The organism is Bryobacter aggregatus MPL3 (assembly GCF_000702445.1).
Lineage (GTDB): Bacteria > Acidobacteriota > Terriglobia > Bryobacterales > Bryobacteraceae > Bryobacter > Bryobacter aggregatus.
Genome location: NZ_JNIF01000003.1, coordinates 3,704,026 through 3,727,583, shown reverse-complemented (window position 1 = coordinate 3,727,583; position 23,558 = coordinate 3,704,026). Strand labels below are relative to the sequence as shown.

The window sequence follows — 23,558 nt, the reverse complement described above, 5'->3', positions numbered from 1 at the left end:
ACCGGACATGTGGCCCAGTGACCGGACGGTGTGGTGGGATACAGAACAGTTTCCGGATTACACCAAGTTCGTCGTTGCCGCCAAGACAAACGGAACTAAGATGATGCTGTACTTCGATCAGGAACTGACACCCGAAGAAATGGCGGATGCGGAAGTTTCGCTCGAAGCAGCAAACTTTGAGCCGGAAGAGTTTCGGGACTACTCGCGGCGCGTGGCCGAGATGCGATCCTATGTTGGATTCACCAGCCGGCTTGGCCTGGGGTTCACCAGTGAAGGTCTCTTCTATTGGTATGAGTTAGAAGCCCCCTGGTATCAAGAGTTCCTCAGTCTCATTGAAGACCTGCAGATGGCTGGCATCACTTATGGCGACGATCTAGATGAAATTGATGACGATGATGATAAAGACCCTCCGATGGGCAACTTCTATTCGAATAATTAAATTCCAGGCGAATCGCATTGCTTAGTCCGCGCTGGTTCGTGGCAAAGCGCGAACAGAGTCTGGACCTCATCGCCGACTCGATCTGTGCTCAGTATCAGTTGAGTCCGGCCATTGCCCGGGTTCTGGTGCGGCGTGGGTTTGTCGATCTCGACAGTGCAGGCGCTTATTTGGATCCCCATGTGCACCATCTGCATCCGACTGCGCAGTTGCGTGGCATGGCGGAAGCCGTAGCACGCATTGAAACGGCACTGGCCCGGCGCGAGAAGATTCTACTCTATGGCGATTACGACGTCGATGGCACCAGCGCAATTGTCATTCTGAAAACGGTGCTCGACCTGCTGGGTGGCGTCGTAGAGGCCTTTGTGCCCCATCGCATCCTCGATGGCTATGGAATGAAGGAGGATCGCATCCGCCAGGCGGGCGCGGATGGAGTTGGGCTCATTATCAGCGTCGATACCGGGATTCGGGCTGGAGAAGTGGTCTCGGTTGCCAATGAGATTGGCGTGGATGTGATCGTGACCGACCACCATCTCCCGGAAACTGAGATTCCACCGGCGATTGCGGTCCTGAATCCCAATCAGCCGGAGTGCCGCTACCCCAACAAACACCTTTGCGGCGCAGGAGTCGCCTTCAAGCTGGCGCAAGGCTTACTCGAAGCCTCGGCAATGCCCGTGAGGAAGCGCGAGCGCTTGATCGAGTCGTTAATGAAGATCGCTGCGGTAGCCACCGTGGCCGACATCGTGCCGCTCGAAGGGGAGAACCGGGCGATTGTGAAGCTCGGGCTCCTCGGCTTAGCCGATGTGAAGAGTCCGGGGTTACGGGCACTGCTCGATGTCTCTGGAATTCCGGAAGGCGTGGCGCCGACAGCACGGCAGGTGGGATTCCAGATTGGCCCCCGGATCAATGCAGCGGGCCGGATGGCGAGTGCATCCGAAGTGCTCGATTTGTTCTTTACGCGCGACGAAGCCACAGCACGCCGGATTGCAACGAATCTCGATGAGCTGAATCGCGAGCGGCAACTGACCGAAGCGGCGATGAAAGAGAAAATCTTTTCGGACGTGGACGGAGACCCGGCTTGGACGGGTCGGCTCGGTCTCGTGTTGTTCGGCGAAGATTGGCATCTGGGTGTTGCTGGCATTGTCGCCGGCAGGGTGGCGGAACTGCATCGGAAGCCAACTTTCGTCCTGACTCAACAAGAAAAAGATGGCGAAGTCATCGTGAAAGGTTCCGGACGTTCGATTCTCGGCTTTCATTTGCTGGACGCACTCGAATCGATGAAGGACTTATTTACCCAATTCGGGGGACATGAGCAAGCAGCGGGAGTTTCGTTGCTGCGCTCGCGGGTGCCGGACTTCATCGAGGCCTTTTCGGCTTATGCAAATGCCAAGCTCGACGATGAGAAACGACGTCCGGTGATCGAAATCGATGAGGTCGTCACGGTGCCGGAGGTCGATGTCCGGCTGTATGAAGAAGTGCAGAAGATGGCGCCCTTCGGGTATCGCAACCAACCGCCGGTATTTGCGCTTCTGGGAGTAGAAGCCGCTTCCCCGCCCCAGTTGATGAAGGAGAAGCACATCAAGTTGACCGTTCGCCAAGGAGGACGGAGTTTGAAGCTCAAGGGGTGGAATGTGCCAGACGCGTGGAAACAGGTGCAGCCGGGAGCCAAGCTCGATGCAGCCTTCCAGTTGGAACATGACAGCTTCGATGGATGGTCTGCCATTTTGAAGGATCTTCGCCCGGCGCAGTGAGTGTCCGGAAGATTGGGTTCGTTTTGGAGATCCAGCTTCGCTGCTACACGGAACCTGGTTGATAAAGTAGTGGGCATGCGCAAGTTTGTTTGGATCACCCTACTGGCGGTGACGAGTTTGCCGGGAGCCTCCTGGAAACAGCTTTTCAATGGCAAGGATACTTCCGGCTGGCAGATGACAGGGCCTGGTGAGTTTACCGTAGAGGACGGCATGCTCAAGACCAATGGGGGAATGGGCCTGCTCTATTACACTGGCAAACCGTTTGCGAATACGACACTCAAGGTTGTTTTCAAGACGACAGGGGAACGCAGCAATTCCGGAGTGTTCATCCGCCTGCCAGAGAAGCCTCGCGATCCCTGGTACGGCGTCCATAACGGCTACGAAGTGCAGATCGACTCCGGGGGCGATGAGTGGCATCGCACCGGCGCCATCTATTCGCTGTCCAAGGCCGGTGGAGACTGGAAACAAAATCCAGCTGGCGAATGGAACACGATGGAGATCCAACTCCAAGGGAAAAAGACCGTCGTCTTCCTGAACGGCAAGAAGGTCAATGAGTTTGTGGAAGGCCAGGCAGTGCCAGAGCGGAAGGCTTGGTATGAACCTGTGCGTGGCCCCCGCCCGGATGTTGGGTATATCGGGTTACAGAATCACGATGCCAAGTCGCAGGTGTACTTCAAAGAGGTCAGTGTAAAAGAGTAGAGAGTAATTCAGACCGGCGGAATCCAATCGCAGGTCTGGCAAAAATGGTGGTCTTCGGCTGAAGAAAGCCGACAGAAACGTGGAAAGAGGCAAAGGCGGGTAGCACAGGCGAAGGTCTGCGCCACCCGCCTCTCTTTTTTCTCCTGGCTTCTGCGCCTTGAAACCAATTTGTAATATTTCTAGACAGGCTGGTCCCGATGTAATACAGTCTATTTGCACAAAGCGACCAACCCAAACGGCTTAGCCGTCTCCACTGCCGTTGTTGAAATTCACTATCCAGAGACAGGTCTCGGACCATTCGAAGCGAAGTCCAACTCGCGGTGGGTCAAACCAGAAACATCGATCGGAGTTTTGCAGTGCTAGAGTCGACAGCAAGATTCAGGTGATCGCCGAGTATGGGCTTGGTCGCAACTCGGCTGCGTAAAGCGAAACCTTGAGTGCCGATCAATGGCCAAACTGGTCCAACCTGATGGCGCTTCCGGTAATTTTGCTCCACACCCCGGACAGAAATCAATTGCGATTGTCGACGATCCACCCTCATGGACTAGCAGGCCATACCTGTTAATGAAAATCAGGCCAGGCGATCTTCATGGACATCGCATTGAGAGTTCAGATCTTCATCCATGCGGTCAAACTCATGCGTTGCTTCTATTGATAATCACATAATATAGCGGAACACATTGACTTCTGTCGGGTTCTAATCTGTCTATGGGAAACCCGCGTGGAGTGGCTCGCGATTTCGATGCCTTGGAAGTGCGGAGGATGAGAGCACTGGCATTGATGCGAGAGGGTTTCAACAACAGTCAGATCGGCCATGAGTTAATGGTCGCCAACCAGACGGTGAGCCGCTGGCGCAAGGAATATAGCGAAGGTGGCAGGAAGGCTCTCGAGCAGGCTGGACGCGCTGGCCGGAAGCCTTTGCTGGCGGACAAACAGGCAAAGCTTCTGACGAACAAGTTGCTGGCGGGGCCGGAAAAACTCGGCTATGAAACGCCGTTGTGGACCTGCCAGCGGGTAGCCGATTTGATCGAGCAGGAATTTCAGATTCGCTACCATCCGGGCCACGTCTGGCGCATTCTGCGCGCCTTGGGCTGGAGTCCTCAACGGCCAGTGGGACGTGCGCTCGAACGCGATGAGAAGGCCATTCGCGAGTGGAAACAGGTGACTTGGCCCAACGCTAAAAAAAAGCCCAGGAAGAAGGCCGCACCATTGTCTTCATTGACGAAAGCGGACTAACGCAGAAGCCTCATCGATGCCGCACCTGGGCTCCGCGCGGCCAGACACCTATTCTGTTCCATCACTTCAACTGGAAGAACCTCTCGCTCATCGCAGGACTGAGCCGCTGGAATCTTCACTTTGAAATGTTCAGCGAAACGATCAAGAGTCCGCACATTGTGATCTTCCTCGGAAAACTACTTCGGGTCATCCCAGGCAAGATCCTGATCGTATGGGACGGACTGGCTGCTCATCGCAGCAAGTTCGTTCAGGATTTCATCGCAAGTTGTGATGGCCGCATCCAGACTCTTCGGCTTCCAGCTTACGCTCCCGAACTGAATCCCGTCGAATATATCTGGGCTCATCTCAAGCAGCACGAACTCCCGAATATCTGCGCCAAAGATCTCTGGCAACTCGGTGAAATGGCCAGAACTAAACTCAAGCGCATGCGCCGAAGAAAGCATCTACTCGTTGCTTGCTGGAAGCAGTCTTCTCTATGCTTCTGAATCCGCTATATTCCGCGAGACTCAATAGTACCGCTGGGTTTATTTTAGAGAGATGGACTTTTTTATGAAGCGACCGCTGCTGGTTTCGGGATTGGCGGCTTGTTCGTTGTTTGCGCAAGCGCCCAGCGTTGAGAATCGGCCTCCCAATGGCGTCACGCAGAAACCGGCCTTCGCCGGACAAACTCGCGCGCCCGAACAAAAGCTGAATGTCGCGTTTGACCTGGTCACCGTGGCCGAAGGTTTGGTGGCGCCGTGGGGAATTGCCTTTCTCCCCAAAGGTCAAATTCTCGTGAGCGAACGGCCGGGACGCTTACGCGTGGTCTCACCGGATGGAACGCTCTCCGCACCCGTCGCGGGATTGCCTGCCGTCGATGCCCGCGGCCAGGGCGGTCTGCTCGGCTTGGCTCTCGATCCGAAGTTCTCCTCCAATCAACTGCTGTATTGGAGCTATTCCGAGTTGCAACCCGATGGGACTAACAATACAGCCGTTGCCCGCGGCAAGTTCATTCTCGACAAAGAACCGCGCGTCGAACAGGTGCAGGTGATCTTTCATCAGTCCCCTTCCCTGAAGTCGACCTTGCATTTTGGCAGCCGCCTGGTGTTTGGCCGCGATGGCACATTGTTTGTCACCACAGGGGACCGCTCGATCACGGAAGGCCGTATGCAAGCGCAGCGCCTTGATGGACTACTGGGTAAGGTGGTTCGGATCAACGCGGATGGCTCGATTCCGAAAGACAACCCCTTTGTGGGGAAAGCTGGAGTCAAGCCAGAGATCTGGTCCTATGGCCACCGCAACATTCAGGGTGCGACGCTGAACCCCGCGACCGGTGAGCTTTGGACCATCGAGCATGGTACGCGTGGCGGCGATGAGTTGAATGTGCCGCGCAAGGGGAAGGATTATGGCTGGCCGACGATCGCTTATGGCATCGAGTATCAAGGCGGCACGATCACCGGTGGCATTACTCAACATGCCGGAATGGAGCAGCCGGTTTACTATTGGGATCCGGTGATTGCTCCGGGTGGCATGACCTTCTATACGGGCTCGCTATTTCCGGCCTGGAAGAACAGCCTGTTCATCGGTGGGATGGGAAGCACTCATATTGCTCGCTTGACGCTGGATGGAGACCGCGTAGTGGGCGAAGAACGGCTGATCGCCGACCTGAAGGAACGCATCCGTGATGTGGCCCAAGGACCCGATGGAGCGTTGTACCTTGTCACCGACAGTGGTAAGGGTAAGCTGATGAAGCTGGTGCCGAAGAAGTAACGCTTCTCTCGCTTCGGGAAAGCCCGATATACTCATGGCGACGGAGCTGCTTTGCTGCGCTCCGCGAGATCTCTAAGCCACGGAGCGAGACACCAATGAGCCACGAAACTGCACTGGGGGGCCACCCACTGAACCTAAAGCGACGTTATGAGAATTACGTTGGGGGAAAGTGGGTGGCCCCTTTGTCTCAGGCCTATTTTGAGAATGTAACGCCGGTGACCGGCAAGGTACTTTGTGAAGTGCCCCGCTCGAATGCAGCAGATATCGACGCCGCACTCGATGCGGCCCATGCGGCACGGCGGAGTTGGGGGAAGACCTCCGTAGCCGAGCGTGCCCGAATCCTGAATCAGATTGCCGATCGCATGGAACAGAACCTCGAGTATCTGGCGACCGTGGAAACCTGGGACAACGGCAAGCCGATTCGCGAAACAATGGCCGCCGATCTTCCGTTGGCGATCGATCATTTCCGCTATTTCGCCGGTGCAATTCGCGCTCAAGAGGGCGGAATCTCACAGATTGATGAAACGACCGTTGCGTATCACTATCATGAGCCGCTGGGAGTGGTGGGGCAGATTATTCCCTGGAATTTTCCGATCCTAATGGCTGTTTGGAAGCTGGCGCCAGCACTCGCGGCCGGCAATTGCGTTGTGCTAAAGCCCGCGGAGCAGACACCGCTTTCCATTCTCATTCTGCTGGAGCTCATTGGCGATCTGTTGCCGCCGGGAGTTTTGAATGTCGTGAATGGCTTTGGGCTGGAGGCAGGCAAACCGCTGGCGTCGAGCAGCCGGATCGCGAAAATTGCGTTTACGGGCGAGACGACAACGGGTCGCCTGATCATGCAGTATGCCTCGCAGAATCTGATTCCGGTGACGCTGGAATTGGGCGGCAAGAGTCCGAATCTGTTCTTTGAAGATGTCATGGCCAAGGACGATGCGTACCTCGATAAGGCCATCGAGGGCTTTGTCATGTTCGCGCTGAATCAGGGTGAGGTTTGCACCTGTCCTTCGCGGGCGTTGATTCAGGAATCGATCTATGAGCGCTTTATGGAACGGGCCTTGCCACGAGTGAAGGCGATCGTGCAAGGGAACCCGTTGGACTCGAAGACGATGATTGGCGCACAAGCTTCAAGCGAACAGCTCGAGAAGATTCTGTCTTACTTCGACATCGGACAGAAAGAGGGCGTGGAAGTGCTGACCGGGGGGCATCGGAAGGTGCTCGAAGGAGAGTTGGCTGGCGGGTATTATGTCGAACCGACCATCTTCAAAGGCCATAACAAGATGCGCGTGTTCCAGGAAGAGATCTTTGGACCTGTGGTGAGCGTGACCACCTTCCGCGACGAGGAAGAGGCACTCGCGCTGGCGAACGACACCTTATATGGCTTGGGCGCGGGCCTTTGGACCCGCGATTTGAATCGAGCCTATCAGTTCGGCCGCGAGATCCAGGCCGGCCGTGTTTGGACCAATTGCTATCACCTGTATCCAGCTCATGCGGCGTTTGGAGGCTATAAGCAATCGGGCATTGGCCGCGAGAATCATCTCATGATGCTGAGCCATTACCAGCAGACGAAGAATCAACTGGTGAGCTACAGCCCGAACAAGCTGGGGTTCTTTTAAAGCGTATGGCCGTGCCTGCGCAAGTACTGGCTTCGCCTGCGGCCCTCGAATGGATCGAGCGGCTGCAGGCGAAGCACGGCCCCTTGCTGTTTCATCAGTCCGGTGGTTGTTGTGATGGCAGCTCGCCGATGTGCTTTCCGCAAGGAGAGTTTCTGGTGGGGGACAGCGATGTGCAGCTTGGAGAGATTGGCGGGGCACCGTTCTACATGAGCCGTCCGCAGTTTGAGTATTGGAAGCATACACAGTTGACGGTGGACGTCGTGCCAGGGCGAGGGGGGATGTTTTCGCTCGAGGGGCCGGAGGGCGTACGCTTCCTGATCCGGTCGCGGATGTTTACCGAAGAGGAGCAACGGGAGTTGGAGGCAGCGGGGCGGGCATAGTTAGCCCGCCCCTTTTCCCGTTCTACCAGTTGGTGAAGGAGCCGTCGGGACGCTTCAGCAACGGAGTGAGCGTGTAGCGCTCGGTGTAGTTTCCGATCTGTTGGAGCTTGCTGACATCCACTTCGATGCCGAGCCCAGGACGCTCATTCGGCCAGAGTTTGCCGTTCTTCAAATCGTAGCTGTGATTGAGATAAGGCCAGGGGCGGGTGCCTCCCATGACCATTTCCATGATCGCCGGCCCCGAGAACGCGGCGCAGCAATGAACCATCGCCGCTTCCGAAATCGGTCCGGTGAAGTGGGGGACCAGGCCGACATAGTGCGTTTCGCAGATGCCGGCGATTTTCTGGAATTCCGTGATACCACCGACGTTAGGGATGGTGGCGCGGGCGTAGTCGATGAGGTGCTGCTCGATGAGTTCGTTCCATTCCCACTTGGGTCCGAACTGCTCCCCGACAGCGATGGGGACTTTCACTTGTGTGCGGAGGGTGCGGTAGACGCCGGGGTTCTCGCTGCGAATGAGATCTTCGACAAAGTAAGGGCGCAGATGTTCGATTCGATTGGCCAGATTGATGGCGTCGGGCATGTCGAGTTCGGTGTGGAAGTCGATGCACCAGCCGCCGTCGCGGCCGACGCCTTCGCGAACCTGCTCGCAAAGATTGTAGACGCGGTTGACACTCGCGAAGCGGTCGTGGGTGTCGCCGCTGGTGTTGGTGGAGATGCGGTAGGCCTGGAAGCCGGCATCGACACAAGCTTTGGCAACTTCCTTCGGGGTACCTTGTGCAGGGTAGCCTGTGGAATAGCATTCGACGTAATCGCGAGTTTGGCCACCGAGGAGTTGGTAGACCGGGACGCCAAGCGCTTTGCCTTTGAGATCCCAGAGGGCGACATCGAGCGCACCGAGGGCATGGACTTTTTCGCGACCGGCGGGATAGAAATAGCCACGGTACATGGCCTGCCAGAGACGGTCGGTGCGGAAGGGGTCTTCTCCAATGAGCATGCTCGCGCATTGCTCCATGGTGTCGCCAGAGCCGCCTTCGCCAATGCCGAAGAGACCGGAATCGGTTTCGACGATGACAACATTGGTGCTCTGGTTAAAGAGAGGCTGCCGTGTGTTGGGACGGCCGGCTGCGTCAGTGGGGGTCTTGTAATAGCGGATTCGGGTGATTTTTGTCTTGGGAAGACCGGCAGCATCTGCACGGTCTGCTAGGGTCATGGCACCCGCGGAGGCCATCATGGCCTGGAAAAAAGCTCGGCGGTTCATTGCCGACCGATCATATCAGAGGCGATTGATAAGCCTGTAGCCGGAAGGATGGGTAGCGGGCATTCAGCGCCAACTGAATGCTGAGTGGGCCAACGTAGAGGATGCGAAACCAGAGGAGCAATGTGCTGATTCCCCTCAGATGTTCGGCTGGAATCGAGTAGGACAAGGACAGCGACAAAAGAATGATGACAAGCTGGGGAGTGCAGATCCAGACCGCGATCCGAAGGACCTCGTTCCGGGACAGACTTCTTCGTTGTGGGCCGTCATTTGGAGTCACTGTGATGACAAAATTTCGAAAATCCTTTCGAACCAGACGCGGAAGGAACAATCCTTGAACTCCCAAAAAGACGAACTGGCCACAGAGGCTTACCCACAGGAGTTCCGACGCGTTTTCAGTCCTCATCAGGAGAAGGATGGGGATGAAAGAGAGTCCGAATGCGGGCCAGAAAAGAAGCCAGTAGGCCGACATCTTTTGCTGCCACGTGAGTTCGATGCGACTGTAGGCCGAGAGCGCCACGGGAGAGGCCATTGAGTTAGCATAGCGAAGAACCAGTTCCTATGACCGACAAAACTTCGCCCTATCAAACAGAACGAAGCCAGCGATTTCGCCGCCGGGAACAGAGTCAGAACGACAAACTGACGCTGAAGCCTTGTTGATTACCGGCGAATGTTCGAGTCCGCAGTGGAGCTATACAGTAGGCGCGCATGATACGAGCGGTGGACCAGAGATTCTCACCATCGGATTGGATTTCGACACCGCCAAGTTTGCGCTGAATGAAGCAGTGCAACGCATCCGAGAAGGAGTGAATCTCCGTGTCGGACGGCATCGGGACATTGTGGGGGAAGTGGAGTGCGAGTTCCGTCCGGTGACGCCCAAATGGGTGCGGCATTTGATGCATTCTGTAACTTGGTACTACGAAGAGCGAGATGTTCCTGTCCTCCAAGCCGTGTATCCCGATGCGAAGAATCGCTTTCCGGAAGATCCGGAATTTGATTCCTACTTTGAGCAACCATTGCTACAGGAGGAACTCCCAGAATCAGAAATGACGCGATCCCTCTGGGAATTCCACGCCCGCGAAGCCATCTTGAAGGAGTGGCTGTTTCCGGTGGATCGGCGGAAACAGGTGTTTCTGTCGGAACCCGTCTCGAAGCGAGACGAGCCGGTGACTTACGTGGCACGGGATCGCGAGGGAGACTGGCAGTTCCTCGGGGACAGTATGACTGCTGATCTACCGCCCGTCCGCGAGTGCTTTCATTGCGTGGTGGAGCGAGATCGCAGTCTCGAAGAGTTGGCTGACTTGCCGATTGGCTGGGTCGCAGAGCGCGCGGCCCCAGGACAGGCCTGGGGCCGCTATCAGAGAGAAGAGGATTAATCGACACTCGATAGTTTCATCAGCACCAGCCCCGATACGATGAGGAGACAAGCCAGAACACGAAGAGTGTTGAACTGTTCCCCCAAGATCAGAATGCCGACAAGAAAAGCTCCCACCGCGCCGATCCCGGTCCAGATGGTGTAGGCCGTGCCGAGCGGCAGGGTCTTCATGGCATAGGAAAGTAAGGCAAAGCTTGCGCCCATCGTCAGGAGTGTCAAAACAGTCGGAACGGGCTTCGTAAAGCCCTGCGATTGTTTCATGAGGAAGGACCACAGAATTTCGAGTAGTCCAGCAAAGAAGAGTGAAGTCCAGGCCATAAAGCCCTCCTGAGTTAAGGGCCGGGCCGTCCCGGACATGATCTTCCACAATGGGAAGGAGGGCGTTGCCTCCTCACACCATTCTAAGCCTTGCTGCCGCTAGGCTGCCCGCTCATAGATCACTTGCCCGTCTTTCATGCGCACCTTGCGATCCGCGAAGTCAGCGGCTTCGGGATTGTGGGTGATCATCAAAATGGTTTGGCCAAATTGCTTGTTGAGATCGCGCAGGATATTGAGTACAGCGGTTGAGTTTTCGGTGTCGAGATTGCCAGTCGGCTCGTCGGCTAAGAGAATCTTCGGCCGGCTGACCAGTGCCCGGGCGATCGCCACCCGCTGCTGCTCGCCGCCGCTCATTGCACGGGGCTTGTGCTTCAGGCGATGGGCGAGTCCGAGGTTGGCGAGGACCTCCTTGAACCATTCCGCGTGGAGATTCTGGCTGCCCGAGAGGCTTTCCGCTAATGCAATGTTGTCGTAAGCGTTGAGAGTGGGAAGGAGGTTGTACTTTTGGAAGACAAAGCCCACGGTTCCCCGGCGGAGCTGGGTTCGCTCGAGATCAGACATCGCCAAGACGTCGATGCCAGCCAGGCGGATGGATCCAGAAGTCGCCGCAGTCAGGCCGCCGAGGACGTTAAAGAGTGTGGATTTTCCGCTTCCCGAATGGCCGACAATGGCGAGAAATTCGCCGTCAGCAACTTCCAGATTCACACCACGCAGCGCTTTCACGGCCACTTCGCCGACATGGTAGATCTTCTCGAGATTTTTGATTTCGATGATCGGCGGCTTATTCATATGCAAGTGCCTCGATTGCGTCCTGACGGGCCGCTTTGTATCCGGGATAGAGCGCTCCGATCAGGGAGGCTCCGATCGCTACTGCGGTCGAGATCGGCCACCAGTCATAAACAATCTGCATTTGCAGACTCGCGGGAACGAGCGTCCGGATCAGCCACTGGCTGCCATAGCTGAGCCCAATGCCCATGATTCCTCCGAGAATGGAGAGAAGAATCGTTTCCCGGAAGAGGAGCTGGATGATATAGAAAGGCGTCGCACCGAGACTCTTGAGAATTCCGATTTCCCGTGTGCGTTCGAGAACCGCGGTATAGAGGCTCAAGAAGACAACCAGGAAGCCGACGATGATGCTAAGTCCGACGATCACATTCAGGAAGGGACGCAGGCCGGGAGCATTATCAATGCTGATGAGCGAAGTGAAGGCCTGCATCGAATAGATCGGGTAGTCTTTGAGAGCGGGGAGTTGCTTGAGCTGTTCGACGATCTCTTCCACATTTTTGGGGTCGTCCACTTTGAGGTAGATCTGGCTGAATTTGCCGCTGTTGCTGGTGAGGTCCTGCAACACATCGATGGGCATGAAGACGTGGCTCATTTTGCCGCTCCCAACAATACCCACCACGTTCCATTGCTTGTTCATCATCGTGACGGGGCCATTGACGTGGAGCTTGCGCTGCGAGGCATAGTGTTCGTCGACGATCACGTCGTTCGGATTCTTCCAAGGCCCGCCTTCTTCAAAACGGAAGCCGCCACTGAACTCGTTGAAGCGCTTGATGTCGATGCCCGTCACGCTGTTGAGGAAACCTTCCATGTTATGGATGGTGACTCCGAGCGCGTCCGTAATATGAGGCTGCTGGCGGAGGTAAGGGACCATCGCCTCCTTGATACTGGGAGCACTCATTTGGAGGATGCTCGAATTGGTGGGGCGGACGATGATATCGGCTCCAACGCCCCGGCTGCGCTCCTGAAAATCGCTCAGCATACCGTGACTCATGCCGACGAGCGTGAGCATCAGATTGACTTGGATGGCGATGGCAAAAACGACAAGGAGCGTCCGGATAGGCCTGTGCTTCAGGTTTTCTAGGACGAGTTTGTTGGTCAATCTTTCATTGTAGCCCGGCCCCGGAAGCGTATAGAATCCAGACATGCAAAGACGTGCATTCGTCGCAACGGCACTGGCCGCAACTCAAGTACAGGGCGCTAACGAACGGGTCAGACTCGCGCTGGTCGGAAGCGGCGGACGTGGCCGCTATGTCGCCGGCTTTGCCAAAGAGAACCCTCATGCGCAGTACGTCGCCACCGCCGATGTCTACTTGCCGAATGCGGAAGCGGCCGCCAAGCAACTGGGCGCCGCCGAGAGCGTGCAGGACTTCCGGCGTCTGCTCGATCGCAAGGATATTGACGCGATCATTGTCGCGACACCGGACCATTGGCACGCCACCATCGCCATTCTCGCCGCCCGGGCAGGCAAGGATGTTTATGTCGAAAAACCGCTGTCCTATTCAGTGGTGGAAGGCCGGCGGATTGTCGATGCGATGGCGAGTACGAAACGGCTGATCTTCGGCGGGACGCAACACCGCTCAGCTCCGCACTTTGCACAGGCCGCGGATTTGATCCAGTCCGGCTATATCGGGCCAGTGAAGTACGTGCGGATCTGGAATTATGTGAACTGGCATCCCAATGCGATTTCCCAGGTGCCCGATAGCGCAGCGCCCCCGGGGCTGAACTGGGACATGTATCTGGGACCGGCGCCAAAGGCCGCCTTCAATCAGCGGCGTTTTCTATCGACCTTCCGGCATTATCGCGACTACGCGGGCGGGACGATCACAGACTATGGAACGCACCGCTTCGATACGCTCCACCAGATTATGGGACTCAAAGGAAGCGATGCGGCGCCGAAGGCAGTGAGCGCCTCGGGGGGACGTCTCTTGTTGCAAGGAGCGGGCGACAACCCGGATCTGCTGCAGGTCACCTACGAGTACGAGAATTTCGTGATGAGCTATGAAGGCGTGAACTTCAATGGACATGGAGGAGGTTTGCGGACGCCGGGCTTCAAGTATTACAACCAGGTGGGCACGCAGGACCTGCCAAACGGCATGATTTTCTACGGGACCAAGGGTACGATGCTCGCCGAACGGGTGGGCTTTGAGATCTATCCCGAGCCGACCGGCCGCGATGGCAATCTCCCCCAATGCCAACCGATGACGGTGGTGGCGCGCGACGCCACACGCGAGCATGCGATGCGCTTTGTCGATTGCGTGCGCGGTGCGCAGACGGCCAATGCGACAGCGGAATCGGCCCACATGGCGACCAATATCGGTCATCTGGGCAACATTGCGTTGCGGACGGGAAAGAAATTACAGTGGAACGCCAAGACCGAGAAGTTTGATGCTCCGGAGGGCAATGCCCTGCTCTCCCGGACCCCGCGTCCGGAGTGGACCTTGATTTAACAATCCGCACAATTGGCGTTTGGGATAATAGGGGGGAATGATTGAACATCTTCGACCCGGCGTCCATGCCAATGACGCACGCGTCGTTCTCTTTGATTTTGACGGCACGCTTTCTTTGATTCGCACCGGTTGGGTTGAGGTGATGGTTCCACAGATGGTGGGCATTCTTGCCGAGCTAAAGACGGGCGAAACAGAGGAAGAACTTCGCAAGCTGGTGGAAGAATTTGTCGCGCGCCTGACTGGCCGCGAAACAATTTATCAAATGATTGAGCTGGCCGAACAGATTCGCAAGCGCGGCGGCCAGCCGGAAGACCCCAAAGTTTATAAAAAAATGTACCTCGACGCGTTGCACGACGTGATCAAGGATCGGTTGGAGGATCTGCGCAGCGGTAAGGCTTCTCCCGAAGAGCATCTGGTGCCGGGCTCGCGCGCACTGCTGGAAGATTTGAAGGCCCGCGGACTGAAGCTGTACCTGGCCAGTGGTACCGACCATGACAATGTGGTCGAAGAAGCCAAATTGCTGGATGTTTACGATTACTTCGATGGCGGCGTGTTTGGAGCGCTCGACGACTTGAGCAAGTTCTCAAAGGCGTTGCTGGTGAAGCAGATTGTGGAATCGAGCGAGTACAAGGGCGAGGAATTCCTTGGTTTCGGCGATGGGTATGTCGAGATTGAAGTGGTAAAACAGGCTGGCGGCGTCGCCGTCGGAGTCGCTTCCGAAGAGCCTGCTTGCCAGACCGTAGATTCTTGGAAGCGCAACCGTCTGGCGGGGGTCGGCGCAGACTTCATCATCCCGAATTACGCCAATATGGACCTGCTGCGCGAGGCGCTGTTTCCGAAGTCATGAGCATCTCGAAGATTCTCGGCAATTTTTCCAAAATGAATGTGCTGGTGGTGGGCGATATTTGCCTGGACCGCTGGTGTACTTATGACCCGGCGACCCGAGAGCCTTCGCGCGAGACAGGGATCCCACGCATCGGCGTAATCAGCTATGTGCCCACCGCGGGAGCCTGCGGCACCATCGCCAACAATCTTGCCGACCTTGGTGTCGGCAAGGTGGCAGTGATGGGCGTCATTGGTGAGGATACGCATGGCGATGAGCTATTTCGCGCGCTCGGCGTGAGGGACATTGGTGTGGATCTGGTGATCCGCTCCTCGGAGGTGCAGACCTTCACTTATGTCAAGCACATCAACAAGGAGACGGGTATCGAAGACCTGCCTCGAGTGGACTACATCAATACGACGCCGCTTCCGGCCAAATTGGACAGCAAACTGGTGAAGTGCTTCGAGTCCTATGCTCCGATGTTCGACGCCGTGCTGATCTGCGACCAGGCCGAGACCAGCAGCGGGGGCGTCATCACGGACGCGATGCAGGAAGCCATCAATCGCTTTGCGGCGAGCCACCCAAATAAGATTGTCTGGGTCGATTCCAGACGCCGCGCCGAATTCTTCCGCCATTGCTATCTGAAACCCAATGAGGATGAAGCGCGGGAGACGGCCACCCGGCTGACTGGGCAGGAGAACTTTGAACCACTCGCCGCCGCATTGCAATTGCGGGCGTTGGTGGTCACAGAAGGCGAGCGCGGCGCGAAGGTGGTGGATGCAGCGGGTATGCGGCAATTGAAGACAATCTCCGTCAGCAACCCGGTCGACATTTGCGGCGCAGGCGACAGTTTCTCGGCAGGCGCGGCAACGGCACTGGCCGCAGGCGCAACAATCGATGAAGCAGTCCATCTGGGCAATCTGGTGGCAAGCGTTACGATTATGAAGCGAGGAACAGGAACAGCTACGCAAGCGGAAGTGCTCGCGGCAGCAGCCACGGTTGGGATCTCATGAATACCCTGGCGCTCGATATCGGTGGCACCAAGTTTTCACTCGGCTTATTTGCCGGCGAGGAACTCGTGCTCCGCGAGACACGCCTCACAGACCGCAGTGGTGGCCCCCGGGCCATGTTGTCGCTGATCGCCGGCATCATCAGTGACTGGCGCAGAGAGCACGAGATTGCACGATGCGGCATTGGCTTCGGCGGTCCGGTTGATTTTGGCCAACAGAAGGTGACGCTTTCCACACACGTCGCCGGCTGGAATGAAAACCCACTCGTAGAAACCATCAGCGAGATGGCCGGCGCGCCTGTGGTCATGGACAACGACGCCAATGTCGGAGCCCTGGGGGAGGGCGTGTACGGGGCCGGCAAAGACTATCGGCCCATGCTGTACATGACCCTGTCCACCGGCATTGGCGGTGGCATCCTCACAGAGCATGGACTGTATCGCGGCGCAGACTGGTATGCAGGCGAATTAGGACATCTCACCATTCGTCCGGGCGGCCAGGAGTGCCTTTGTGGAGCCTATGGTTGCTTTGAACGCATGTGTTGCGGGCTTTGGCTCGAACGCGACCATGGGAAACCGGCCCATGAATTGTTAGAAGACCCGGAATTTGTCGAGAAGTATGTCGTTGATCTGGCGCTGGGATTGAAAGCAGCGATCATGATTCTGAATCCCGCGCGGATTGTGATTGGCGGCGGCATCAGCAAAGCTGGCGACAAACTATTTCTCCCCTTGCGAAAGGAACTCCGATCGCAGATTACAAGCTGGTCGCGGGCACGCATTGATGTCGTCCCCGCCCTACTGGCCGACGACAGTGTCCTCTTTGGCGCACTCGCGTTGGCGCAAGAAAGATTTTCAAAATGACTTATACCGAAACTTATCGCACACAATTGATCGATACATTGAATGGCCTGGATCTTGGGAAGGTGGATACCGCCATCGAGATTCTGCGCGAAGCACGTGACAACGGCAACACCATCTTCATGACAGGCAATGGCGGAAGCGCCGCGTCCGCCTCGCATTTTGTTTGCGACATGCTGAAGGGTGCCAGCTATCAGAAGGATAAGCGCTTCAAGATTCTCTCCCTGCACGACAACATGCCGACCTTGACGGCTTACTCGAACGACGTCGACTATCACGATGCGGCCCTCGAGCAGTTGAAGAACTTCGGCAGCAAGGGTGATGTGGTCATCGCAATCAGCGGCTCCGGCAATTCCCCCAATGTTTTGCGCGCTGTCGAGTATGCCAATTCCATCGGCTGCAAGACCATCGCTTTTACCGGCCGTGACGGCGGCAAGCTGGGACCGCTGGCCCAGTTGGAAATCCGCACCACCGAACCGCACATGGGACGCATTGAAGACGCACACATGATCGCGTTGCACATGATGTGCTACCAGTTCATGGACGTCAAAGAGTAGTTCCGCTACTTCTATCGCTGGATCTGTCGCACACGAGCCAGACCAGCTCTGAGAACCTCACAAGTTCCGGAGCCGGTCTGGCTCGAAGTGTTTGGGGCGTGCAGATAAAAAACTGTTAGAAAGGTCCTGATCGAACGACTACCTTGGTTGTGGAAGGATGCATACGGCAGTTGAGCCAGAATGATCTGTACGAACGAGCCACGGCAGATTACGGAGCCGCGCTGGATCGGCTGGCCCGCGCCTATGAAGCGGATCCGGAACGGCGGCGCGACCTGCTCCAGGAAATTCATCTGCAATTGTGGCGGAGCTTGGGGAGTTTCGATGGCCGTTGTTCGCTGCGGACCTGGATCTACCGGGTAGCGCACCACACAGCCACCAGTCATATGATCCGGGAGCGGAAGCTCCGCTTGTCGCTCATCAGCATCGAAGATCTTGATGTCATTGCCGATCCTGATCCTCAAAAGCTCTCGGCACAACAGCAGCTGGAGATGCTCTCGGCCATGATCCGGCGCTTGAAGGCGATGGATCGCCAGATCATCGTGTGCTATCTCGAAGGACTGGATGCGGCCTCAACCGGAGAGATTACCGGCCTCTCCCCCGGCAACATCGCTATGAAAATTCACCGGATCAAGAACATTCTGGCGCGCCGCTTTCGCACAGGAGGAAGTCATGAATCATGAACCCGACCCCAAGGATCCCAGAACGGTCTGGCAGAGTCAGCCCACCGAGGATTTTGCGACAAAGAGCGCCGACATGCAGCGCAAGGCACGTCAATTTGAGGCCAAGATGCGCCGTGACCGGCTGGGCAATCTCGGCATCGGAATCGCCATCATTCTCTTCTGTGGCTGGAGACTGGCCTTCACTGAGAATCTGATTGCCCGCAGTGGATTTGGATTGGCGATTGCGTGGACGCTATTCGGAATCGCACCAGGAGCTTGGCGAACGAAGGCGGCCCGTATGGCTGGAGACGCGGCAACGGACAGTGGCTTGGCCTTTTACCGGAGCGCATTAAAGGAACGGATCAATTGGCTTCGGCAACCATGGCGCTGGCTGCATGGCCCACTCTTTTTAGCAATTGCCGCAGTCGTCTACCCTGTACTGCAAAAGGCCAATCAGACTCCTGGAGTGGGGCTGAAGATGTTACCGTTCTTCTCTCTGTTGGGAATCTGGACTCTTGCCTCAGTTACGTTGCAGGTCAAAGAAATGCGGAGTTGCCAGCGGGAACTGGCGCAATTGAAAAACCTTTGAGGTCCTACTTCTTAAAGAGGCTGTCGAAGGCGGCGCGAGCCTCCTGAGAACTCTTTGGGGAAGCAATCTGATCCACAGGCCGGGTTAGGCCATTCGCACCCAAGCTGGTCACAGGACGCTGCGTCGGAGTGTCGCGGGCCACAGTGACACGCGTCTTGAAGAAGGTGCAGGTGTTGGCAAGATCCTTCTTATTGATGCGTTCCGGAATCGGCTTGAGGCATTGAAAGCGAGTGGAGGGCTCAAAGTAACTGCACTGCTTGCAACAATGCAGTGCGGAGTTGCACTTGGGGCAATTTGCATCAAACTCGATTCCCCCCATGAGTGTGGTGGAACAGTTCCAACAACGGGAAGCAGTGACGCTCTCGACCAAGCGAGGCAGGCGAGGCCCCGTTACGTCGATGGGAGGCTTCGGCCCATTAAATTTGGGCCGGTCTTCCCGGCGGCCACCGTCATTGGGGCCATTGTCCTGATAGCCGCGCGAAGAATATTTACGATCGCTGTCCATGCGCTATGGTTACTCCTTGTTGGAACACAACTCGTGTGTCGCGTACATTGCATTCATCGTTCGTGATCGACAAGAGGAGAGTGTGCTGGTCTCCGCTGTTCTGCCACCCCGGCAGGTCCCAAAGCGTACACGCCGTTACGAAGGGTGTGCATTACGCCAAGCGGATATCCATCCTTTGTTTATCACAGAAAGTGACGAGATTCCAGTGAAATGTTTTAGGCCCAGCGGATGAGGTCGCCGCAAGGCCGCGTGAGTGGGTCGATGAAATAATTCGGACTGATCCGTAGGGCGTATCCCAAACGTCCTGTGAGCCGAGGCAAATAGCTTGCTTCAAATACGGAGAGACCTTGGTTGTCACCAGCCGGCTTGAGCAAGACGACCTCTGACTCTTCCAGAGTACCATCTGGACGGATGGCGCCGACAAGTGCCTCGACACGAACATCCGAAGCCTCAAGACCAGCCAGATCCACAACCACACGGAAAGGGATCGGCTGACCGCTGGTCATCAGATTCTTGGGCCTGGGGCCCTGGTCGACAAAACGCAATCGATCCCAGGCCGCCTGCACCTTGCTCGCCCAATGCGCCCGGGAACGCGCCCCGGCATATTGATTCTTGCTGAACTCGAGAGAGGCGTGATAAGCCGGCTCATAAAGACGATGCATATATTCCTGAATCATCCGTTGCGCATTGAACTGCGGACTGATCTTCTGGATGCAGGACCTCACCCGCTCCAGCCACTCCGCAGGCAAACCATCATCGCCACGCTGGAAGTACATCGGCAGAATTTCGTTCTCCAGGATGGAATAGATTCCAGAGGCATGGAACTCGTCCTGCCCAGGCTCATAAATATCGCGATCGCCCAGAGCAAAACCAAGACCGGGCTCATAGGCCTCGTCCCACCAGCCATCGAGAATGCTGAGATTCGGAACGCCGTTGATCGCAGCCTTCATCCCACTCGTGCCACAAGCTTCCTCGCCACGACGGGGGTTGTTGAGCCAGAGATCGACGCCCTGCACCATTTCGCGGGCCACCTGGAGACTGTAGTCTTCGACAAAAACAAGATGCTGGGAAAGCTCCGGATCGCGGGAGAGCTGTACGATCTCACGGATGAGCGTCTTGCCCGGATGATCCTTGGGATGGGCCTTGCCGGCAATGATGATCTGCACCGGGCGGTCTTTGCTGTTGAGCAGCTTCTTGAGCCGGGCAACGTCACGGAAGATAAGCGTGGCCCGCTTGTAGGTGGCAAAGCGGCGGGCAAAGCCGATGGTGAAGGCATCGGGATCGAGCACCTGTTCCAGGCGGCGCAATTCCGGCGCGCTCGCATTCCGCCGCTCCGCGGCTCGCACAGAACGGTCCCGCACAAACTGCACCATTTGGCGTTTCTGCTTGCGATGCACCTCCCAAAGCTCGCGCGAGGGGATGTCCTTCACATCGTTCCAGATGCGCGGGTCGGTGTAACACTCGCGCCAGTCCGGCTGGAGGTACTGGTCGTAAAGCATCGCGAGTTCGCCATACAGCATCGTGGGGAGATGAATGCCATTGGTAACGGAAGTGATCGGCACCTCAGAGACCGGGAGCCCCGGCCAAAGGTCGGCCCACATTTCCTTGGAGACATCGCCGTGCAGAATCGAAACTGCGTTGCGGTAGGCAGACGCCTTCATCGCCAGGATGGCCATGGAGTAACGCTCTGAGGAATCGCCAGGGTGCATCCGGCCGAGCGCAAAGAGTTGATCGATCGGAATCTTCGCTTCGTCACAGTAAGCACTCAGATACTCAAAGACAAGCCCGCCATCAAACAGATCGATCCCAGCCGGAACGCTGGTGTGGGTTGTGAAGATATTGCTGGCGCGAGTGGCTTCAAAGGCCTCGGCAAAGCTCAGCTTCTCCTCCTCGATCAGGAGACGAATCCGCTCGAGCGGCATGAATGCAGAATGTCCCTCATTCATATGGAACACGTTGGGCTTGAGCCCGAGCGCCTTGAGCGCACGGAGGCCCCCGATCCCAAGAACGATTTCCTGGCGAATGCGCATGATCGCATCGCCGCCATAGAGCTGGTCCGTAATATCACGGTAGCCCGTAGCCTCGTTCTGCGGGATGTTGGTGTCCATCAGATAGAGCTTTACGCGGCCCACCATCATCTGCCAAACCTTAATCCAAACCGGACCCGCAGGCAGCTTCACCGTCACCAGCAACTCGCTGCCATCTGCCTGGAAGACGGGCAGAACAGGAAGCTGATAGAAGTCGTTGATTGGCGTCCGCTCCTGCTGCCAGCCATCAGAATTTAAGCTTTGCTGAAAATACCCCTTCTGATAAAGAAGCCCGACGCCAACAAGAGGGTAATTCTCATCGCTGGACGACTTCATATGATCGCCACTTAAGACCCCAAGCCCACCCGAATAAATGGGCATGCACTCCGCCAACCCATACTCCATTGAGAAATAGGCGATCAAGCGGCCATCGTTATAGCTTGGTGGCGCGAGCATATAGGCATCAAATCGCTCACAAGCCCGCTGATAAACAGCCAGGTAACGGGCATCATTTGAAGCGCGTTGGAGCAGTTCGGGTTTCAGCCGGCTGAGCATCAGCACAGGATTGTGGCACTCGCGCCAAAGGACCGGATCCAGGCGGCGAAATAAGGCTCGCAGTTGGTGATCCCAACTCCAAAGCACATTTGTGGCAATTTCCGGGAGGCGACGCAAAGCGTCAGGAAGTTCTGGGCGTACTAAAAACTCGGAGATAGGTTGTAGTTGAAATGGCATTGTATTTGGCGAGACCAGTCATCAATAGATGGGATTCTAAGTAGGCTTGATCCGGCAACATAGAACGTAGCATTATTAACAGTCATTAATAGGCTTCCTTCTGTTACATGATTACGCTAAGATGCCGCTATGAAATTGAGCGCTCAGGAGGAGTACGGCTTACGTTGTCTCCTGCGGATGGCAAGCCGGGGCGACGAGGCTAGCCTCAGTATACCGGAGATCAGCAGGGCAGAAGCTCTGTCCGTGCCGAACGTCGCCAAGCTGATGCGACTGTTGCGCATGGCTGGTTTTGTAAAGAGTGTTCGGGGCCAGGCCGGGGGCTACACACTGGCAAAACCTGCCAAACAGATCTACTTAGGAGACGTTCTAGAATCGCTGGGAGGAAAACTGTTCGGGGCCAAGTTCTGTGTCCGCCATTCGGGATTGAACCTGGTTTGCGTGCATAACCCGGACTGCAGCCTACGCTCGTTGTGGATTGCGCTGCAAGCGATGTTTGAGAGAGTACTACTAAACGTTACCTTGGCAGACCTATTACAAAGTGAAGGCTCGATGCAGGACTTTCTGGAGAGCCGGAACCGGACTCTGATTATGCCCGAACCGGTCATGGATAAGGCGGCCAGCATCGTTTCCTGACTTGATAGACAATGAGTGCAGAACATGCACTCCTCCGGCCTTATGCAGTCGCGCCTTGGGAAAATTCTCAGTTCCCGATGGGCATTGTATGGCCCTGTCGCGCTCATTGCGTGTTTGATTGCGATTGCTGCCTGGTGGGGATACCAGGAGTACCGCAAGCGGGAGAAGGTGGCCGCAGAGGCATCGAAACCTGCGCTGCTCCCCGACCCGCTCCACAAAAGCTATCCCGGAAAATTGCGCGCCCAGAAGACAGTGCTGGTGGCGGCCCCGGTAGAGGGAGTCCTCGAAGCGGTTGATGTCGTGGACGGGCAGGAAGTTTTTGAAGGGCAAGTTCTCGCCCGGATCCAGAACTCGGCGGTAGAAACAGAGAAGCAGCGCTCGGTCGAGGACCTGGACCGCGCCAAGACTAAGTTGAGCGAGCTTGAGAGTCAGGTGCTCGCCGCAAGACTGGAAGCAAGCAGGGCCAGCGCAGATCTGGCCAGAGTTCGGTCCGAGTACGACACCGCGCAGCGGCTTTTCGAGAAAACCCAGAAGCTTTATCGAGAAGGGGCCGCCGCCAGATTGGCCTACGAGAAAGCGGAGGCGGCATTCTTTCGCCTTGCCGGTGAAAGCAAAGATCTGGACGCGGCAGCCAAGAGCGCCGACGCACGCGTGACGAACCTGCAGGCAAACGTGGAAACGGCAAGAACGGCGGTGCAGGAGAAAACCGCTGATATTGAAGATGCGGATGCAGAGATGTTGTCGGGCGAAGTGAAGGCGCCTGTTTCTGGCCTGCTGATCCAGCATCGTAGAAATGCCGGAGAAGAAGTTACGCGCGATATGAACGACCTGTTTGAGATCGCGACCGATCTGACCTCCATGGAAGTGGTGGTGGAGATTCCCGAAGACGTGGCAAAGAAGCTTGGCCCGGAAGGACAAGCGCTAGTCCAAATCGCCGAAGCGGGAGAGACTCCGCTCCAGGGAACCATTCGCGAGCTCCGGCAGGGGACCGCTATTGTTGCGTTCCTCTCCCCCGGTGCGGGGATCAAGCCAGGGATGAGCGCCTCCGTCCGTTTTCTCCATTAGAACAGGCGGGAAATCTGAGCGGGGGAACTCCGCCACAGAGATCTTGGAATACGCTG

General features: G+C 56.6%; 25 protein-coding genes. 18 read left to right on the top strand and 7 right to left on the bottom strand.

Translation table 11 applies throughout. From position 1 onward, the window contains the following. The first annotated feature begins 7 nt into the window (after positions 1-7). The 3 genes from M017_RS0117250 (at position 8) to M017_RS0117240 (ending at position 2,886) form a co-directional block, all read left to right on the top strand. Positions 8-439 (top strand): hypothetical protein, encoded by a 432-nt coding sequence (locus M017_RS0117250; RefSeq protein ID WP_031499382.1) that lies wholly within the window; start codon positions 8-10, stop codon positions 437-439. A 38-nt stretch (positions 440-477) separates the two neighbouring features. Further along, on the top strand, positions 478-2,187 hold the full coding sequence (gene recJ / locus M017_RS0117245) for a single-stranded-DNA-specific exonuclease RecJ (protein ID WP_035958506.1): 1,710 nt from the start codon (positions 478-480) through the stop codon (positions 2,185-2,187). Between the two features lie 75 nt (positions 2,188-2,262). Then, positions 2,263-2,886, top strand: coding sequence for a 3-keto-disaccharide hydrolase (locus tag M017_RS0117240; RefSeq protein ID WP_031499380.1), 624 nt, complete (start codon positions 2,263-2,265; stop codon positions 2,884-2,886). 359 nt (positions 2,887-3,245) lie between these two features. On the opposite strand, the gene M017_RS30765 is transcribed toward M017_RS0117240, so the two are convergent. Continuing rightward, positions 3,246-3,437, bottom strand: coding sequence for a DUF6980 family protein (locus tag M017_RS30765; protein WP_420313863.1), 192 nt, complete (start codon positions 3,435-3,437; stop codon positions 3,246-3,248). A gap of 157 nt (positions 3,438-3,594) precedes the next feature. Between M017_RS30765 and M017_RS0117235 the strand changes: the two genes are divergently transcribed. The 5 genes from M017_RS0117235 (at position 3,595) to M017_RS0117215 (ending at position 7,864) form a co-directional block, all read left to right on the top strand. Further along, complete coding sequence (locus tag M017_RS0117235; RefSeq protein ID WP_051669512.1) at positions 3,595-4,122, top strand: IS630 family transposase; 528 nt, start codon at positions 3,595-3,597, stop codon at positions 4,120-4,122. Beyond that, positions 4,095-4,607 (top strand): IS630 family transposase, encoded by a 513-nt coding sequence (locus tag M017_RS30760; protein WP_051669432.1) that lies wholly within the window; start codon positions 4,095-4,097, stop codon positions 4,605-4,607. The genes M017_RS0117235 and M017_RS30760 overlap by 28 nt, the downstream gene beginning before the upstream one ends. A 64-nt stretch (positions 4,608-4,671) precedes the next feature. After that, positions 4,672-5,871: a PQQ-dependent sugar dehydrogenase gene (locus tag M017_RS0117225; protein ID WP_031499378.1), complete on the top strand. Its 1,200-nt coding sequence runs from the start codon at positions 4,672-4,674 to the stop codon at positions 5,869-5,871. Between the two features lie 95 nt (positions 5,872-5,966). Then, a complete protein-coding gene (gene adh / locus M017_RS0117220) occupies positions 5,967-7,484 on the top strand; it encodes an aldehyde dehydrogenase (protein WP_051670326.1) in 1,518 nt (505 codons plus the stop codon). 5 nt (positions 7,485-7,489) lie between these two features. Continuing rightward, positions 7,490-7,864: a DUF779 domain-containing protein gene (locus tag M017_RS0117215; RefSeq protein ID WP_031499375.1), complete on the top strand. Its 375-nt coding sequence runs from the start codon at positions 7,490-7,492 to the stop codon at positions 7,862-7,864. A gap of 22 nt (positions 7,865-7,886) precedes the next feature. On the opposite strand, the gene M017_RS0117210 is transcribed toward M017_RS0117215, so the two are convergent. Next, positions 7,887-9,125: a mandelate racemase/muconate lactonizing enzyme family protein gene (locus M017_RS0117210; RefSeq protein WP_031499374.1), complete on the bottom strand. Its 1,239-nt coding sequence runs from the start codon at positions 9,123-9,125 to the stop codon at positions 7,887-7,889. Between the two features lie 653 nt (positions 9,126-9,778). Here M017_RS0117210 and M017_RS0117200 point away from each other — a divergent pair. Continuing rightward, on the top strand, positions 9,779-10,498 hold the full coding sequence (locus M017_RS0117200) for a DUF4262 domain-containing protein (RefSeq protein WP_238325937.1): 720 nt from the start codon (positions 9,779-9,781) through the stop codon (positions 10,496-10,498). Here M017_RS0117200 and M017_RS0117195 read toward each other — a convergent pair. The 3 genes from M017_RS0117195 to M017_RS0117185 all read right to left on the bottom strand — a co-directional run bounded on the left by M017_RS0117195 (position 10,495) and on the right by M017_RS0117185 (position 12,700). After that, positions 10,495-10,815, bottom strand: a complete 321-nt coding sequence (locus M017_RS0117195; protein WP_031499371.1) for a DMT family transporter — start codon at positions 10,813-10,815, stop codon at positions 10,495-10,497. The two genes, M017_RS0117200 and M017_RS0117195, sit on opposite strands and share 4 nt — an antisense overlap. 99 nt (positions 10,816-10,914) lie before the next feature. Next, positions 10,915-11,604 (bottom strand): ABC transporter ATP-binding protein, encoded by a 690-nt coding sequence (locus M017_RS0117190; protein ID WP_031499370.1) that lies wholly within the window; start codon positions 11,602-11,604, stop codon positions 10,915-10,917. Then, entirely contained in the window at positions 11,597-12,700 is a 1,104-nt protein-coding gene (locus M017_RS0117185) for an ABC transporter permease (protein WP_238325936.1), read from the bottom strand. The genes M017_RS0117190 and M017_RS0117185 overlap by 8 nt, the downstream gene beginning before the upstream one ends. 43 nt (positions 12,701-12,743) lie before the next feature. Here M017_RS0117185 and M017_RS0117180 point away from each other — a divergent pair, with 43 nt between their 5' ends. The 7 genes from M017_RS0117180 to M017_RS0117150 all read left to right on the top strand — a co-directional run bounded on the left by M017_RS0117180 (position 12,744) and on the right by M017_RS0117150 (position 18,540). Further along, positions 12,744-14,048: a Gfo/Idh/MocA family protein gene (locus M017_RS0117180; RefSeq protein ID WP_031499368.1), complete on the top strand. Its 1,305-nt coding sequence runs from the start codon at positions 12,744-12,746 to the stop codon at positions 14,046-14,048. A 37-nt stretch (positions 14,049-14,085) separates the two neighbouring features. Continuing rightward, a complete protein-coding gene (locus tag M017_RS0117175) occupies positions 14,086-14,895 on the top strand; it encodes an HAD family hydrolase (protein WP_031499367.1) in 810 nt (269 codons plus the stop codon). Further along, positions 14,892-15,884 (top strand): bifunctional heptose 7-phosphate kinase/heptose 1-phosphate adenyltransferase, encoded by a 993-nt coding sequence (locus M017_RS0117170; protein WP_031499366.1) that lies wholly within the window; start codon positions 14,892-14,894, stop codon positions 15,882-15,884. The genes M017_RS0117175 and M017_RS0117170 overlap by 4 nt, the downstream gene beginning before the upstream one ends. Then, positions 15,881-16,738 (top strand): ROK family protein, encoded by an 858-nt coding sequence (locus M017_RS0117165; RefSeq protein WP_031499365.1) that lies wholly within the window; start codon positions 15,881-15,883, stop codon positions 16,736-16,738. Before M017_RS0117170 ends, M017_RS0117165 begins: the two co-directional genes overlap by 4 nt. Next, positions 16,735-17,292, top strand: coding sequence for an SIS domain-containing protein (locus M017_RS0117160; protein WP_031499364.1), 558 nt, complete (start codon positions 16,735-16,737; stop codon positions 17,290-17,292). The genes M017_RS0117165 and M017_RS0117160 overlap by 4 nt, the downstream gene beginning before the upstream one ends. A 170-nt stretch (positions 17,293-17,462) precedes the next feature. After that, positions 17,463-17,972 (top strand): RNA polymerase sigma factor, encoded by a 510-nt coding sequence (locus M017_RS0117155; protein WP_238325935.1) that lies wholly within the window; start codon positions 17,463-17,465, stop codon positions 17,970-17,972. Continuing rightward, the gene (locus tag M017_RS0117150) at positions 17,962-18,540 is read left to right on the top strand and encodes a hypothetical protein (RefSeq protein WP_031499361.1); all 579 of its coding nucleotides are present in this window, start codon (positions 17,962-17,964) and stop codon (positions 18,538-18,540) included. Before M017_RS0117155 ends, M017_RS0117150 begins: the two co-directional genes overlap by 11 nt. A 4-nt stretch (positions 18,541-18,544) precedes the next feature. On the opposite strand, the gene M017_RS0117145 is transcribed toward M017_RS0117150, so the two are convergent. Beyond that, positions 18,545-19,045: a hypothetical protein gene (locus M017_RS0117145; protein ID WP_031499360.1), complete on the bottom strand. Its 501-nt coding sequence runs from the start codon at positions 19,043-19,045 to the stop codon at positions 18,545-18,547. A gap of 215 nt (positions 19,046-19,260) precedes the next feature. Continuing rightward, on the bottom strand, positions 19,261-21,744 hold the full coding sequence (gene glgP / locus M017_RS0117140) for an alpha-glucan family phosphorylase (RefSeq protein WP_238325934.1): 2,484 nt from the start codon (positions 21,742-21,744) through the stop codon (positions 19,261-19,263). 189 nt (positions 21,745-21,933) lie between these two features. Here glgP and M017_RS0117135 point away from each other — a divergent pair, with 189 nt between their 5' ends. Both M017_RS0117135 and M017_RS0117130 read left to right on the top strand, forming a co-directional pair. After that, complete coding sequence (locus tag M017_RS0117135) at positions 21,934-22,437, top strand: RrF2 family transcriptional regulator (RefSeq protein ID WP_031499358.1); 504 nt, start codon at positions 21,934-21,936, stop codon at positions 22,435-22,437. Positions 22,438-22,479: 42 nt separating this feature from the next. Further along, positions 22,480-23,502 carry an HlyD family secretion protein gene (locus M017_RS0117130; protein WP_031499357.1) on the top strand — a complete coding sequence of 341 codons (1,023 nt, stop codon included), beginning with the start codon at positions 22,480-22,482 and terminating at the stop codon, positions 23,500-23,502. Positions 23,503-23,558 lie beyond the last annotated feature (56 nt).

What these genes read in the sequence shown, in the direction of transcription:
- M017_RS0117250 (WP_031499382.1), top strand. Translation starts at nt 8, where the DNA reads ATGTGGCCCAGTGACCGGACGGTGTGGTGGGATACAGAACAGTTTCCG.
- M017_RS0117240 (WP_031499380.1), top strand. Translation starts at nt 2,263, where the DNA reads ATGCGCAAGTTTGTTTGGATCACCCTACTGGCGGTGACGAGTTTGCCG.
- M017_RS0117235 (WP_051669512.1), top strand. Translation starts at nt 3,595, where the DNA reads ATGGGAAACCCGCGTGGAGTGGCTCGCGATTTCGATGCCTTGGAAGTG.
- M017_RS0117225 (WP_031499378.1), top strand. Translation starts at nt 4,672, where the DNA reads ATGAAGCGACCGCTGCTGGTTTCGGGATTGGCGGCTTGTTCGTTGTTT.
- adh (WP_051670326.1), top strand. Translation starts at nt 5,967, where the DNA reads ATGAGCCACGAAACTGCACTGGGGGGCCACCCACTGAACCTAAAGCGA.
- M017_RS0117215 (WP_031499375.1), top strand. Translation starts at nt 7,490, where the DNA reads ATGGCCGTGCCTGCGCAAGTACTGGCTTCGCCTGCGGCCCTCGAATGG.
- M017_RS0117210 (WP_031499374.1), bottom strand. Translation starts at nt 9,125, where the DNA reads ATGAACCGCCGAGCTTTTTTCCAGGCCATGATGGCCTCCGCGGGTGCC.
- M017_RS0117195 (WP_031499371.1), bottom strand. Translation starts at nt 10,815, where the DNA reads ATGGCCTGGACTTCACTCTTCTTTGCTGGACTACTCGAAATTCTGTGG.
- M017_RS0117190 (WP_031499370.1), bottom strand. Translation starts at nt 11,604, where the DNA reads ATGAATAAGCCGCCGATCATCGAAATCAAAAATCTCGAGAAGATCTAC.
- M017_RS0117180 (WP_031499368.1), top strand. Translation starts at nt 12,744, where the DNA reads ATGCAAAGACGTGCATTCGTCGCAACGGCACTGGCCGCAACTCAAGTA.
- M017_RS0117175 (WP_031499367.1), top strand. Translation starts at nt 14,086, where the DNA reads ATGATTGAACATCTTCGACCCGGCGTCCATGCCAATGACGCACGCGTC.
- M017_RS0117170 (WP_031499366.1), top strand. Translation starts at nt 14,892, where the DNA reads ATGAGCATCTCGAAGATTCTCGGCAATTTTTCCAAAATGAATGTGCTG.
- M017_RS0117165 (WP_031499365.1), top strand. Translation starts at nt 15,881, where the DNA reads ATGAATACCCTGGCGCTCGATATCGGTGGCACCAAGTTTTCACTCGGC.
- M017_RS0117160 (WP_031499364.1), top strand. Translation starts at nt 16,735, where the DNA reads ATGACTTATACCGAAACTTATCGCACACAATTGATCGATACATTGAAT.
- M017_RS0117150 (WP_031499361.1), top strand. Translation starts at nt 17,962, where the DNA reads ATGAATCATGAACCCGACCCCAAGGATCCCAGAACGGTCTGGCAGAGT.
- M017_RS0117145 (WP_031499360.1), bottom strand. Translation starts at nt 19,045, where the DNA reads ATGGACAGCGATCGTAAATATTCTTCGCGCGGCTATCAGGACAATGGC.
- M017_RS0117135 (WP_031499358.1), top strand. Translation starts at nt 21,934, where the DNA reads ATGAAATTGAGCGCTCAGGAGGAGTACGGCTTACGTTGTCTCCTGCGG.
- M017_RS0117130 (WP_031499357.1), top strand. Translation starts at nt 22,480, where the DNA reads ATGCAGTCGCGCCTTGGGAAAATTCTCAGTTCCCGATGGGCATTGTAT.